11 protein-coding genes and 1 pseudogene are annotated in these 12,538 nt (G+C 71.4%); 6 read left to right on the forward strand and 6 right to left on the reverse strand.

The features are described from left to right. Window positions 1-148: 148 nt before the first annotated feature. Together ABZW17_RS43790 and ABZW17_RS43795 are read right to left on the reverse strand one after the other, a co-directional pair. Entirely contained in the window at window positions 149-1,312 is a 1,164-nt protein-coding gene (locus tag ABZW17_RS43790; RefSeq protein ID WP_354827988.1) for a serine hydrolase domain-containing protein, read from the reverse strand. A gap of 111 nt (window positions 1,313-1,423) precedes the next feature. Then, window positions 1,424-2,152: an SIS domain-containing protein gene (locus ABZW17_RS43795; RefSeq protein ID WP_354827991.1), complete on the reverse strand. Its 729-nt coding sequence runs from the start codon at window positions 2,150-2,152 to the stop codon at window positions 1,424-1,426. 117 nt (window positions 2,153-2,269) lie between these two features. Here ABZW17_RS43795 and ABZW17_RS43800 point away from each other — a divergent pair, with 117 nt between their 5' ends. From ABZW17_RS43800 to ABZW17_RS43815, 4 genes and pseudogenes are all read left to right on the forward strand, one after another. Beyond that, window positions 2,270-2,962, forward strand: coding sequence for an alpha/beta fold hydrolase (locus ABZW17_RS43800; RefSeq protein ID WP_354827994.1), 693 nt, complete (start codon window positions 2,270-2,272; stop codon window positions 2,960-2,962). Window positions 2,963-3,056: 94 nt separating this feature from the next. After that, on the forward strand, window positions 3,057-4,310 hold the full coding sequence (locus ABZW17_RS43805; protein ID WP_354827997.1) for a cyclopropane-fatty-acyl-phospholipid synthase family protein: 1,254 nt from the start codon (window positions 3,057-3,059) through the stop codon (window positions 4,308-4,310). A 96-nt stretch (window positions 4,311-4,406) separates the two neighbouring features. Further along, window positions 4,407-5,606: an LCP family protein gene (locus tag ABZW17_RS43810; protein WP_354828000.1), complete on the forward strand. Its 1,200-nt coding sequence runs from the start codon at window positions 4,407-4,409 to the stop codon at window positions 5,604-5,606. A 38-nt stretch (window positions 5,607-5,644) separates the two neighbouring features. Further along, window positions 5,645-6,172 (forward strand): annotated as a pseudogene (locus tag ABZW17_RS43815) (GNAT family N-acetyltransferase); the annotation flags it as partial. Here ABZW17_RS43815 and ABZW17_RS43820 read toward each other — a convergent pair. The 3 genes from ABZW17_RS43820 to ABZW17_RS43830 form a co-directional block, all read right to left on the reverse strand. Next, window positions 6,172-6,633 carry a peroxiredoxin gene (locus ABZW17_RS43820; RefSeq protein WP_354828002.1) on the reverse strand — a complete coding sequence of 154 codons (462 nt, stop codon included), beginning with the start codon at window positions 6,631-6,633 and terminating at the stop codon, window positions 6,172-6,174. The pseudogene ABZW17_RS43815 and the gene ABZW17_RS43820 overlap by 1 nt on opposite strands. 158 nt (window positions 6,634-6,791) lie before the next feature. Beyond that, window positions 6,792-8,609, reverse strand: coding sequence for an EAL domain-containing protein (locus tag ABZW17_RS43825; protein WP_354828019.1), 1,818 nt, complete (start codon window positions 8,607-8,609; stop codon window positions 6,792-6,794). Between the two features lie 237 nt (window positions 8,610-8,846). Further along, window positions 8,847-10,307 carry a cytochrome P450 gene (locus ABZW17_RS43830; RefSeq protein ID WP_354828005.1) on the reverse strand — a complete coding sequence of 487 codons (1,461 nt, stop codon included), beginning with the start codon at window positions 10,305-10,307 and terminating at the stop codon, window positions 8,847-8,849. A gap of 114 nt (window positions 10,308-10,421) precedes the next feature. Between ABZW17_RS43830 and ABZW17_RS43835 the strand changes: the two genes are divergently transcribed. Together ABZW17_RS43835 and ABZW17_RS43840 are read left to right on the forward strand one after the other, a co-directional pair. Then, window positions 10,422-10,826, forward strand: coding sequence for a pyridoxamine 5'-phosphate oxidase family protein (locus ABZW17_RS43835; protein WP_354828008.1), 405 nt, complete (start codon window positions 10,422-10,424; stop codon window positions 10,824-10,826). A gap of 7 nt (window positions 10,827-10,833) precedes the next feature. After that, window positions 10,834-11,289 carry an NUDIX hydrolase gene (locus tag ABZW17_RS43840; protein ID WP_354828011.1) on the forward strand — a complete coding sequence of 152 codons (456 nt, stop codon included), beginning with the start codon at window positions 10,834-10,836 and terminating at the stop codon, window positions 11,287-11,289. Window positions 11,290-11,340: 51 nt separating this feature from the next. On the opposite strand, the gene ABZW17_RS43845 is transcribed toward ABZW17_RS43840, so the two are convergent. Beyond that, a complete protein-coding gene (locus tag ABZW17_RS43845; protein WP_354828014.1) occupies window positions 11,341-12,414 on the reverse strand; it encodes a ribonucleotide-diphosphate reductase subunit beta in 1,074 nt (357 codons plus the stop codon). Between the last annotated feature and the right edge of the window lie 124 nt (window positions 12,415-12,538).

Below are 12,538 nucleotides of genomic sequence, written 5' to 3' on the forward strand. Positions count from 1 at the left end.
GCCTCATCCCCCGCGGGGCCGCCCCCCGCCGGGTGGGGAGCGTTAGCGCCCGGCTGGTTGGCGGACCGGGGGGGGGGGGGCCCCCACCCGACCCTCTGGGTACGCGAACCGACTGCCTGGGTACGCGAACCGGCCCTCCGGGTACGGGTCAGAGGTTCGGGAGGGACTCGTAGAGGGCCTGGACCAGGGCCATTTTGCGGGGGTCGTCGCGGATGAGGGGGCCGAGCTGGTTGAGGGTGTAGCCGAAGGCGATGCCGTTTTCCGGGTCGGCGCCGCCGGTGGAGCCGCCCAGGCCGTCGTGGCCGAACGCCGCCGGGTTGGGGCCGAAGCCGCGGGCGTCGCTGCCGAGGTAGAAGCCCAGGCCCCACTCGTTCGGCAGGCCGAGGACCGCGTCGATCTCCTTGCCCTGGCTCTCCCGGGCCCGGGCCAGTCCGGCCGGGGACAGGAGCGTGCCGTCGGCCACGGCGGCGTAGATCGTGGCGATCGCGCGGGCCGTGCCGTGGCCGTTCAACGCCGGCATGACCGCGTGCCGCCACGCCGGTTCGTTGGCGTCGTGACCCTGCAGGCGCGGGTTCATCAGCGCCGCCTGCGCGACCGGGCCGGCCGCGGCGAACGCCGTGGCCAGCGCGTTCGCCATCTCCTCGGTCATCACGGGGTCCACCAGGGTCGCGCAGCGGTCCAGGTCGGCGGACGAGGCCAGGCCGATCGAGAAGTCGGCGCCCAGCGGCCCGGCGACCTGCTCGGCGAAGAACTCGCGGATGCCCTGGCCGGCGATCCGCCGGACGACCTCGCCGACGAGCCAGCCGTAGGCCAGCGCGTGGTAGCCGCCCGCGGAACCCGGCTCGACCAGCGGTTCCTGAGCCGCCAGCAGCGACGTCATCAGGTCCCAGTCGTACAGCTCTTCGACGGCCACCGGCCGGTCCAGGCCGATCCCGGGCACGCCGGAGCGGTGCGAAAGCAGCCAGCGGACCGGGATCTCGCCCTTGCCCGCGGCGGCGAACTCCGGCCAGTACTTCGCGACCGGCGCGTCGACATCGAGCTCGCCCGCGTCGGCGAGCCGGTGCGCGCAGATCGCGGTCATGCCCTTGGTCGTCGACCACACGTTGGCCAGGGTGTCCGGCTGCCACGGCCGGGTCCGCTCGGGCCCGGCCCAGCCGCCCCACAGGTCCACCACGACTTCGCCGTGGCGGCGTGCGGTGAACGCCGCCCCCAGCTCGCCGCGGCTGCGGAAGTTCTCCTCGAAGGCCGCCCGCACCGGCTCGAACCCCGGGGCGCATTCGCCGTGCACCGTGGCCGTGGCACTGTCACCCATGGGGACCTCCTCGGAGTGCGACCGGTCCACACCGACCAGTCGGTATGTCGCACGCTAGGACGGCCGGGCACGCGGCGTCAAGACGTGCCCGGCCGGTGCTTTTTCACCGGTTCACCGCAGCTGCGGCACGATCTCCCCGTACTTCGCCAGCAACGCGGCGTTCGCCTCGTCGCCACCCTCCACATTGGAACTGCGCCACAGCGGGACGTCGAGGCCCTCGGCCGTACCGCGGTCGAAAACCTGGGCCAGGACCAGGTTCCACAGGAACGCGTTGACCACAGTGGACAGCGGCGCGGTGCGCGGGGCGTCCGGCGGGTAGCTCGCGTCCCCGGGGATCACCAGCGAGTCCAGCACCACTGTGCCCTGCTCGACCAGCGTGCTCGACGACCGCCGCGGCGCCGCCGCGACACACGCCCGCGAAGTCACCGCGATCACCGCGGCACCCCGCTTGCCCGCCTCGATGCACAGCTCGACCGGGTAGGGGTTCACGCCGGACGTCGAGAACACCACCAGCACGTCGTCCGGCCCCGGGGCGCGCTCGGCCAGCACCTCGGCCGCCAGGCCGGAGCGCCGCTCGGTCCGCGTGCTGTGCACCGCGCCGTGCAGCGGGAGCAGCTCCGGGTGGTAGAGCGGGTAGACGCAGGCCAGCCCACCGGCCCGGTAGAACGTCTCGGCGACCGCGGCCAGCGAGTGCCCGGCGCCGGCGGTATAGACCAGTGCGTCGGCCCGGATCACCCCCAGCACGAGGTCCGCCGCCGCGCGCACCGCCTCGGCGTTGGCCTGCTCGACGTCCGCCAGTTGCCCGGCGACACTGCCCGCGATGTCCGTGGCGCTCACCACACCCACCCTTCCGTCGGGGATCGGGCGCCGAATCTACCGCGAAGATGGTGCTACGCGGTGGAATAGCCCGGTGGACGGGCGGGGTTGACCCGGATGCGGGCGATGAGGAGGACGTGGGTGGGCGAGGCGGAACCGGCGGTGTCGCGGTGGCCGGCGCGCGGGCGGACCGAAGCGGTCGTGCTCGTGCTGCACGGCGGCGCGGAGCGCGGCACCGGCACGGTGCCGCCCTGGAAGCTCGCCTACCTGCGGATGGTCCCGATCGCGCGTGCCCTGCATCGGGCAGGTCGGAAGGACGGCGTCGAGGTGCGCCTATTGCGCAACCGCCGCTATGGCTGGAACGCGCCCGACGAGGACCCGATCGCCGACGCCCGCTGGGCGCTCGAGCGCATCCACGCCGACCACCCCGGCCTGCCGGTCGTGCTGGTCGGTCACTCGATGGGGGCACGGGTGGCGCTGCGCGTGGCCGACGACCCGGCCGTGCGCGGGGTCTGCGCCCTGGCGCCGTGGACGCCGCGGGGTGAGCCGGTCGGCGCCGTCGCCGGCCGCTCGGTGCTCGTCGTGCACGGCACCCGCGACCGGATGACGAGCCCGGCGGAGTCGCACGCCTTCGCCGAGCGGGCCGCCGGGGTCGCCGCCCGTGTCGCCCGGTTCGAAATCGCCGGGGAGGGCCACGCGATGCTGCGCCGGGCCCGCGTGTGGACCCGGCTGACCGTGGCGTTCACCCTGGACCTGCTCGCCGGGGCCGACGGGGGTGCCCTCCGCGGGGCCTGGGCCGCGACCGGGCCCGAGCGGCTGCGGATACCCGTGTGAAAACGCCCCGAACAGGGCATTCGGCGAAACGCGCCGCCGGGGTGCGGCGACTACGATCGATCACCGGCGTACCTGGCCGGCCGGAGGGAGAACCGTGACCACTTCGAGCGCTGACCGGGCGTCGGCCCGGGACGTCCCGCACGAGTCCCGGTGGCCGGGCCTGGCCACCCCGCCCCACTCCGCGTTGCGCGCGCGGATCGCCGCCACGCTGTTCCGCCGCGCGGTCCGCCCACTCGACCTGCGGGTGACTTTCCCGGACGGCACCGTGCTCGGCGCCGGTGGGCCGGAATCGCCCGAAATGCGCATTCTGCGGCCGGAAGCGTTCTTCCACCGCCTCGGCGTCGACGCCAAGATCGGCTTCGGCGAGTCCTACATGGCCGGCGACTGGACCGCGTCCGAACTGGCCGAGGTGCTGACGCCGTTCGCCGAGCGGATGGCCACCCTGGTGCCGCCCGCGCTCCAGAAGTTCCGCCGGATCGCCGAACGCACCCAGCCGCCGTCCGAGGAGAACACCCTCGAAGGCGCGCGGGCCAACATCCACCGGCACTACGACCTGTCGAACGACCTCTTCGGCGCCTTCCTCGACGAGTCGATGATGTACTCCTCGGCGCTGTTCGGCCCCGGCGAGGACCTCACCACCGCCCAGCACCGCAAGATCGACAGCGTGCTGGACTACGCCGGCGTCCGCGACGGCAGCGAGGTCCTCGAAATCGGTACCGGATGGGGTGAACTCGCCATCCGCGCCGCCGCCCGCGGCGCGCACGTGACGTCACTGACCATTTCGGAGGAACAGCGCGCGCTGGCCACCGAGCGCATCGCGGCGGCCGGGTTCGCCGACCGCGTCGACGTGAAGCTGTGCGACTACCGCGAGTCGAGCGGCCGGTACGACGCCGTGGTCAGCGTCGAGATGATCGAGGCCGTCGGCGCGTCCTACTGGCCGGAGTTCTACCGGGTGATCGGCGAGCGGCTGCGCCCGGGCGGCCGGTTCGGCCTGCAGGCCATCACCATGGACCACGACCGGATGCTGGCCGCCTCGCGCGCCTACACCTGGATCCACAAGTACATCTTCCCGGGCGGCATCATCCCGTCGGTGCGCTCGATCGAGGAGGGCGTCAAGGCGAACGCCCGGCTCAAGCTGGCCGGGATGCGCGAGTTCGGCCAGGACTACGCGCGCACGCTACGGTGGTGGCGCGAACGGTTCCTGCACCGCTGGGCCGACATCGCCGGGTTCGGGTTCGACGACGTCTTCTGCCGGATGTGGGAGTTCTACCTGGCCTATTCGGAGGCCGGGTTCCGGTCCGGGTACCTCAAGGTCCACCAGTTCGGCTACGAGGCAACCGACCGGTAACCTCTCGCGGCAACCCGACCCCGGTACCGAACGTCCTCTTGACGAGTGCGTGCGGTGTACTGACGCCGACAGATTTGTCCGGATCGGGATTGGGTGATGGTGATGACGTACCGTGGCGACGACGGCGGGCGCCGGGTGCCGCCGCCCCGGCCGCCTGCCGGCCGGTCCCGGGACCACCAGCGCGCGCAGATGATGCCGCTGCCCGGGCGGGGCCGCAGCCCGTACGACGAGCGCACCCGCCCGATGGGCACCCGCGAACCCGAGTACGCCCCGCCACCACCGCGGCAGGATCCGCCCCGCCGTCCGCCCGAGGACGGCTACCGGCCGCCGCGCCGGCGTCGCCGCTGGAGCGTCGGCAAGGTCCTCGGCGCGCTGGTGCTCGTGTTCGTCGTGTTCCTCGCCGGCATCTGGGTCTACCTCGAGTTCTCGATCAAGCGCGTCGACGCGCTGGCCGACTACTCCGGCCGCCCGGTCGCGGCGTCGGGGACGAACTGGCTGATCGTCGGCTCGGACAGCCGTGAAGGCCTGACCGAAGCGGACGAAGAGCGGCTCGCCACCGGCGACGTCGCCGCGGCCGGCGGCGGGCAGCGCACCGACACGATCATGGTCGCGCACCTGCCGGACAACAGCACCAAGCCGACGCTGCTGTCCCTGCCCCGCGACTCGCAGGTGTCGATCCCCGGCCACGGCAAGAACAAGATCAACGCGGCGTTCTCGCTCGGCGGCCCGAAGCTGCTCGCGCAGACCGTCGAAGGCGCGACCGGGCTGCACATCGACCACTACGCGGAGATCGGCTTCGGCGGGTTCGCCAAGATCGTCGACGCGATCGGCGGCGTCGACATGTGCATCGACAAGGACATGGACGACACCATGACCGGCATCAGCATCAAGGCGGGCTGCCAGTCACTGGACGGCCGGTCGGCGCTGGGCTTCGTCCGGATGCGCCACAGCGCGGCGACCCCGCGTTCGGACCTCGACCGCGTCGCCAACCAGCGCAAGTTCATCGGCGCGCTGGTCAGCCAGATCGCGAGCCCCGGCACGCTGCTGAACCCGTTCGACTTCTTCCCGCTGCTGTCCTCGGCGCCGGACGCGCTGACGATGGACTCGGGCGACCACGTCCACAACCTGGCCGGCCTGGCGATCGCGATGCGCGGGATCTCCTCGGGCGGCGTGGTGACGACGACGGTGCCGGTGACCAGCGGCTCGGCGGAGAACTGGGACAAGGCCAAGTCGAAGCAGCTGTTCGACGCGCTGAAGAACGACAGCGAGGTCCCGGACAGCGTCATCGTGAATTAGTTCGCGCCGGGCGTCCCGGCCGGGGCACCATGAGGTGCATGGAAACCCCGGCCGAGACCTACCGCGAGGACGAATTCACCCTGGCCCGCTGGCAGTTCGCCGACGAGCCCGAGCTCGTGGCGACGGTCCGGGGATCCCTTGAGCACCTTCGCGCGTGGATGATCTGGGCGAGCGGCGGCTACACCGCCGAGGACGGCGCCGAATTCCTGCGCACCACCCGGCAGAACTGGGAGAGCGGCGAAGCGCACGACTTCGCGCTCCGGGTGGACGGGTCGATCGCCGGAGCCGTCGGCGTCATGGCGCGCGAGGGCGGCGTCGAAATCGGCTACTGGCTTGCCTCCCGGTTCGTCGGCCAAGGCCTGGTCACCCGGGCGGTCCGGCTGCTGACGGCGGAGGCGTTCCGCCTCGGCGCGGGGTACGTCGAGATCAAGCACGACGAGCGGAACGTCCGAAGTGGAGCGGTTCCGGCGCGCCTCGGGTTCACGCGGGTGGGCACGGAACCGGCCGAGAAGCCGCTGGCGCCGTCGTGCACCGGGACCAACCGGGTGTGGCGGCTCGTTGCGCCCTAGGAGACTTTGTTCCGCTCCCGCAGCACCTTGAGCGCCTGGTCGGCGTGGACGGTGAAGTTGAGCTCGCTCTTGATCTTCGCGAGGATCTTCCGGTCTTCGCCGATCACGAACGTGGCTCGCTTGGTGTGCAGGGGCAGGATCTTTCGCCAGACACCGAACTGCTTGGCGACTTCGCCCTCCACATCGGACAGCAGGGGGTAGTCGAAGCTGTTGGCTTCGGAGAACTGGCGCTGCTTGGTGACTCCGTCCGGGCTGATGCCGAGGCGGTGTGCTCCGACGGCGGCGAACTCGGCGGCCAGGTCGCGGAAGTGGCAGCTTTCGGCGGTGCAGCCGCCGGTCATCGCGGCGGGGTAGAAGAAGAGGACCACGGGGCCGGTGGCGAGGAAGTCGGTGAGTCGGCGGTCGCGGCCCTCGTCGTCGGGCAGGGTGAAGTCGGGGGCGAGGTCTCCGGCGTCCATGGGCGTCCTTTTCTCGTCGGGGGCAGAACCCATCCTGCCGGGTGTTCGGAGCCGCCGCGCCTCCGGTTTGGCCTCGCGGCGGGGACGAGGGGCGGGGAGGTGTAGGGCGGTGGGTGGTCGGCTTCTCGCGCCGGGCGCCGGTTGGGGGCCGCCCGGTCCTACTTCCGCGGGTGCCGGTTGATCAGCTCGTCCACCTCGTCGCCGGTCGCCGAGTCCGCCACGAACGGGCCGCGGGCCGCGATCACGCCCAGCTGGCGCAGCCTGGCCGCCTGCTCGTGCGTCCGGACCCCCTCCGCCCCCACCCGCAGGTGCAGCTCGCGGGCCCGGGTGATCAGCTGGGTCAGGTGCCGCAGATCCGACTCTGCCGGGTCCTCCGTGTCCAGGGCGTCGACCACCGGGCCCGACAGGATCACGTGCCGGACCGGCAGGCGGTGCTGGGGGATCAGCTCCAGGTCCGCCGAACCCGAGATCGTCAGCACCAGCTGCGCGCCCAGGTCGGCCAGCACCGCCAGGGAATCCAGGACCTCGCCGCGGGGGTCGAGCATCGACTCGCGGTCGGTGCACAGGCGCAGCGCCCTGGCCGGGAGTTCGTGCTTGTCCAGCTGCTCCTTCACCAGCAGGACCAGGTCCGGGTCGATCGCCAGGCGGGCCGGGAGGCGGACGCAGACGTCCGGGGCCGCGTCGCCCAGGCGGGTGCGCCAGCGGGCCGTTGCCGCCAGGGACTCGGCCAGGAGCCAGCGGCCCAGGGGGACCGTCATGCCCGTCGTCTGGGCCAGCGGGTAGAACTCGTCGGACCCCAGCTCGCCCTTCTCCGGGTGGTTCCAGCGCAGGCCCGCGTTGACGGCCGCCAGCTCGTCCGTGCGCGACAACCGCACCGTCGGCTGGTACACCAGGGAAAACTCGCCGTTCTCCAGGGCGCCGGCGATCACCGCGCCCAGCTGGTAGCGGCCGCGGTCGCGGGCGTCGAGCTCCGGGTCGAACAGCATCCACTGCGCCTTGCCGGCCTCCTTGGCCCGGTGCAGCGCGATCTCCGCCGCCCGCAGCAGCTCCGCCGCGCCGCCCTCGACGGCCGCGCGCACCACGATGCCCGCGCTCGCGCTGACGCCGATGCCGTGCCCGCCCAGGTAGATCGGCTCGTTGAGGTCCTCCAGCGCGCGCTCGACCAGCCCCACGACCTCGGTCGCCGCGAGCTCGCCGCGCAGCAGCACCGCGAAGCCGTCGCCGGACAGCCGGGCGACGAACCCGTCGTGGTGGCCGGTGAACACGGCCGACAGCTTGTTCGCGACGCCGCGCAGCACCTGGTCGCCGACGCCGGCGCCGAGGCCGTCGTTGATCACCTTGAAGCCGTCGACGTCGAGGTAGACCAGCGCGATGTCGTCGCGGGCGCCGGCGCCGAGCGCGGCCTCCAGCTTGGTGGTGAACGACGACGCGTTCGGCAGCCCGGTCAGCGGGTCGTGCACGTTCTGGTGCAGCAGCCGCTCCTGCAGCAGGTGCAGCTCGTTCGCGTCCGACACCATCAGCACCGGGTAGACCGACCCCGGCCGGTCGCCGGGCAGCCGGGCGAGGGTGACGTCGGTCCAGAGCTGCCCGTCCTCGGTGTGGTCGAGCAGCATCCGCTCCTGGTAGCGCTCGCGCCCCGAGCGCACCTGCGCCAGCCCCTCTTCGAGGCGCGAGACGTCGTGGTCGGTGGAGCCGAGCTCCGTGAGGTGCCTGCCGCGCAACCGATCCGGCGAACACCCGAGCAGCTGGCCGAGGGCGAGGTTGGCCTCCACGATGGCGCCGTCGGGGTCGGCGAGCGCGATCCCCATCGGCGACGCGGCGTAGAGGGCGGTGAACCGCAGGAGCGCGCCGTCGTGGCGTGAGCCGGCCTGGTCGACCGCCTCGTTCGCGACCTCCAGCAGCAGGGATTCGAGCTCCTCCGGGGGAAGTGTTACTCCTTTGGTGTCGGCCAACGTCGCCGCCCACCGGCGCGCCACGTCCAGCAGGGCTGGCGCGGCACCGGGCTCAGGCACACTCCACCTCTTCACGCACAGGTATGGCCAGGTCGGACACGGTGTCGGGGATCAGGCAGCCACACCCGGCAGCGCTCGCCCACGATCGATGCCACGCCATCATGTGCGTCACGGGGTGTCTACCGGCTGAACGAGTGAACGAATCTCCACAAGCGGTAACATTTCGTTACCTAGTGTATGCAGCCGTGGACAGTGTCCGGGTCAGCGCCGGGTGAGGTGCACCGGGAGACCGTCCGCGGGCACCGGGAGGGAGACGTAGTCCCAGCGCGCGGTGTAACTCTCCGGAACCGACCAGCGGTAGGCCCGCAGCAGTTCGTGCATCAGCAACTTCACCTCGAGCCCGCCGAAGTGCAGCCCGATGCACTTGTGCGCGCCGCCGCCGAACGGCATCCACGCCATCCGGTGCGACTTGTCCTCGCGGCGCGGCTCGGCGAAGCGTTCCGGGTCGAAGGTGAACGGGTTCGTCCAGCACTCCGGCGTGAAGTGGTTGACGGTGGGCGAGACGCCGACCAGGGTGCCCGCCGGGATGTAGTGGCCGAGCACTTCGGTGTCCTTGACGGTCTGGCGGGTCAGCGACGGCACGGGCGCCACGAGCCGCAGCGCCTCCTTCATCACGAGGTCCAGGGTTTCGAGCTTTTCGACGGCGGCGATGTCGGGGACGTCGTCGCCGAGGGCCAGGGACTCCGCGCGGGCGCGCTCCTGCCACTCCGGGTGCTTCGCCAGGTAGTAGGCCATGGCGCTGCTGGTGATGGTCGTGGTGTCGTGCGCGGCCATCATCAGGAAGATCATGTGGTTGACGATGTCGGTGTCGGAGAACCGGTCGCCGTCCTCGGTGGTGGCCTGGCAGAGGGCGGCGAACAGGTCGTCGCCGCCGGAACGCCGTTTGGTGGGCAGGGTTTCGCCGAAGTAGCGCTCGAGCACGCGCCGCCCGTGCAGCCCGGCCGACCAGCGCCCGCCCGGCACCGGGAAGCGCACGAAGGCGGTGCCGGCCCGCACGGAGCTGACGAACGCGCGGTTGATCCGGGCGGCGTCGGCGCCGCTGCGCATGCCCATGAAGACGCGGGTCGCGACGTCGAGGGTCAGCTGCTTGAGCGCCCAGTACAGCCGCGGCCGCTCGCTCGAACCCCAGCTCGCGACGCCTTCGCGCAGCGCGGGCCCCATCTCGCCGACGTAGCCGGCCAGCCGCGGGCGCGTGAAGGCCTCCTGCATGATCCGGCGGTGCAGGTGGTGCTCGCCGAAGTCCATCAGCATCAGGCCGCGCTCGAAGAACTTCTCGATGAAGAACTTCCAGCCTTCCTGGGAGAACGCCTTGTCCTTGTTGACGAGCGCGATCTGCGTGGCCTCGGGCCCGGACAGCGCGACGATCCGGCGGCCGAACCCGGCGGTCCACGACACCGGGCCGTAGAGCTCGTACCGGCGCAGGCCGAACGCGGGGCCGAACCGCATCATCTCCAGCATGTGCCCGACCACCGGCGGCCCCTCGTCGCCGAGCACGGGCTTGAGCCCGCTGCCGGCCGGCGGCGCCGCGAGTTCCTTGACGGGCCAGCGCGACCGCAGCCACCGTTCGTCGACCTTGTGCGGCAGGGGCAGTGCGGTCAGCGGCGGAACGCGTTCACGCAGTGCTTCGGCGGCTCGGCTCACGGTGCCCGGCAAAGTGACCATCTCCCCGTCGAGAACGGCTACCCCTCCACGATGCACCCTTGTTGACGGTCTGACAACACCCGGCGGCCGTCTTTTCGGGTGGTTCGCGCGGCCCGGTGCGGTTGACTGGAGGGCATGAACGCACTGACCCCCGACGACCTCGAGTTCCTCCGCCGCCCGCTCCACGGCTTCCTGACCGTGGCCACCGGCGAGCCCCGCCCGGTGTGGTTCGAGGCGGCCGACGACGGCACGATCCAGTTGTTCAGCGAAGTGGACGCGCTCAAGGTGCGCCGCGCGCGCCGGGATCCGCGGGCGTCGATCATCGTCGCGGCACCGGTGGGGGAGCGCGAACGGTGGGTGTCGGTCACCGGCCGCGTTTCGATCGAGGCCGACGGCGCGCACGACCTCGCGGCCCGGCTGGCGGCGCGTTACTGGGACCTCGACGACCCGGTCCGCGCGGCCGACCTCGAAGCGATGCTGAAGGCGGAGCAGCTCCGGCTGGTCATCCACCCGGAAACCGTGCGCCGCTTCGCGTACTGACGCCGGCGTGACCGAGCTTCCCCTCCGCGACCGGGCCGGTAATGTGCTGCTCGCCGTGCGCCGCGTGGCCGAACGGGAGCTGCCGCCGGTGGCCGCCTCCCTGGTCGTGGTCCGCCACGCCGGTGCCGTGCTGCTGATGCTCGACCGGCGCCGCGGGCAGTGGGAACTGCCCGGCGGGGTGCGGGAACCCGGGGAGACCGCCCGCGAGGCCGCCGTCCGTGAGCTGGCCGAGGAGACTGGCCTCCGCGGGGTGGCGCTGACCTTCGCCGCCGTGGCCGAGTTCGACCTGGTCGGTCCCGTGCGCCGGGAGTTGCTCGCCGTCTACCGGACCGAACTCGCCGCCGTACCCCGGCTCACCCTGAGCGGGGAAGGGCTCGGCTTCCGGTGGTGGCCGCCCGGCGGGCCGGCAGGCCCGGCCACGAGCCCGCTCGACGCGGAGCTCGCCGCGCGGGCGTGGACGTGAAACGGCCCCGCCTCGGTTCGCCGAGGCGGGGCCGTCACGAAACGCGGAACCTCAGTCCCAGTCGAGGGCGCCGCCCGACTGGTACTCGATCACGCGGGTCTCGAAGAAGTTCTTCTCCTTCTTCAGGTCCATCGCCTCGGACATCCACGGGAACGGGTTCTCGGTCTCGCCGAAGATCGGCTGGAGGCCGATCTGCTGCGCGCGGCGGTCGGTGATGAAGTGCATGTACTGCTCGCACAGCTGCGCCGACAGGCCCAGCATGCCGCGCGGCATCGTGTCGCGCGCGTACTTGACCTCCAGCTCGCACGCCTCCTGCAGCATCCCGCGCACCTCGGCCTGGAACTGCTCGGTCCACAGGTGCGGGTTCTCGATCTTGATCTGGTTGATGCAGTCGATGCCGAAGTTCAGGTGGATCGACTCGTCGCGCAGGATGTACTGGTACTGCTCGGCGATGCCGACCATCTTGTTCCGGCGGCCCAGCGACAGGATCTGCGCGAAGCCGGTGTAGAACCACATGCCCTCGAAGATCACGTAGAACGCGACGAGGTCACGCAGGAACGCCTGGTCGGCCTCCGGCGTGCCGGTCTCGAAGTCTGGGTTCTCCAGGTTCTGCGTGTACTTCAGCGCCCACGCGTCCTTGTCCGAAATGGACGGGACCTCGCGGTACATGTTGAACAGCTCGCCCTCGACCAGACCGAGGCTCTCGCAGATGTACTGGAAGGTGTGCGTGTGCACGGCCTCCTCGAACGCCTGGCGCAGCAGGTACTGGCGGCACTCGGGGTTGGTGATCTGCCGGTACACCGCGAGCACGATGTTGTTGGCCACCAAGGACTCCGCGGTCGCGAAGAAGCCCAGGTTGCGCTTGAGCATCTGCCGCTCGTCCTCGGTGAGGCCGTCCTTCGACTTCCACAGCGCGATGTCGGCCTGCATGGCGACCTCGGTCGGCATCCAGTGGTTGTTGCAGCCGGCCAGGTACTTCTCCCAGGCCCACGTGTACTTCATCGGCAGCAGCTGGTTGACGTCGGCGCGCGCGTTGATCATGCGCTTGTCGTCGACGTTGATCCGGGCGGCGCCGACCTCGATCTCCCCGAGGCCGGTCGCGTCCGTGGTCTCCACGTTGGTCATGTCACTCACTTCGGGCAGGCGGGGTGGGGGGGGGGGGTTGGGTGGTGGTAACTCCGCTGGAGCAAAAAAACAAACAACCCCCCGCCAGAAATCAAAAACACCAAAACCCAAAAAAACAAAAAAA

The organism is Amycolatopsis sp. NPDC004625 (genome assembly GCF_040609695.1).
GTDB lineage: Bacteria > Actinomycetota > Actinomycetes > Mycobacteriales > Pseudonocardiaceae > Amycolatopsis.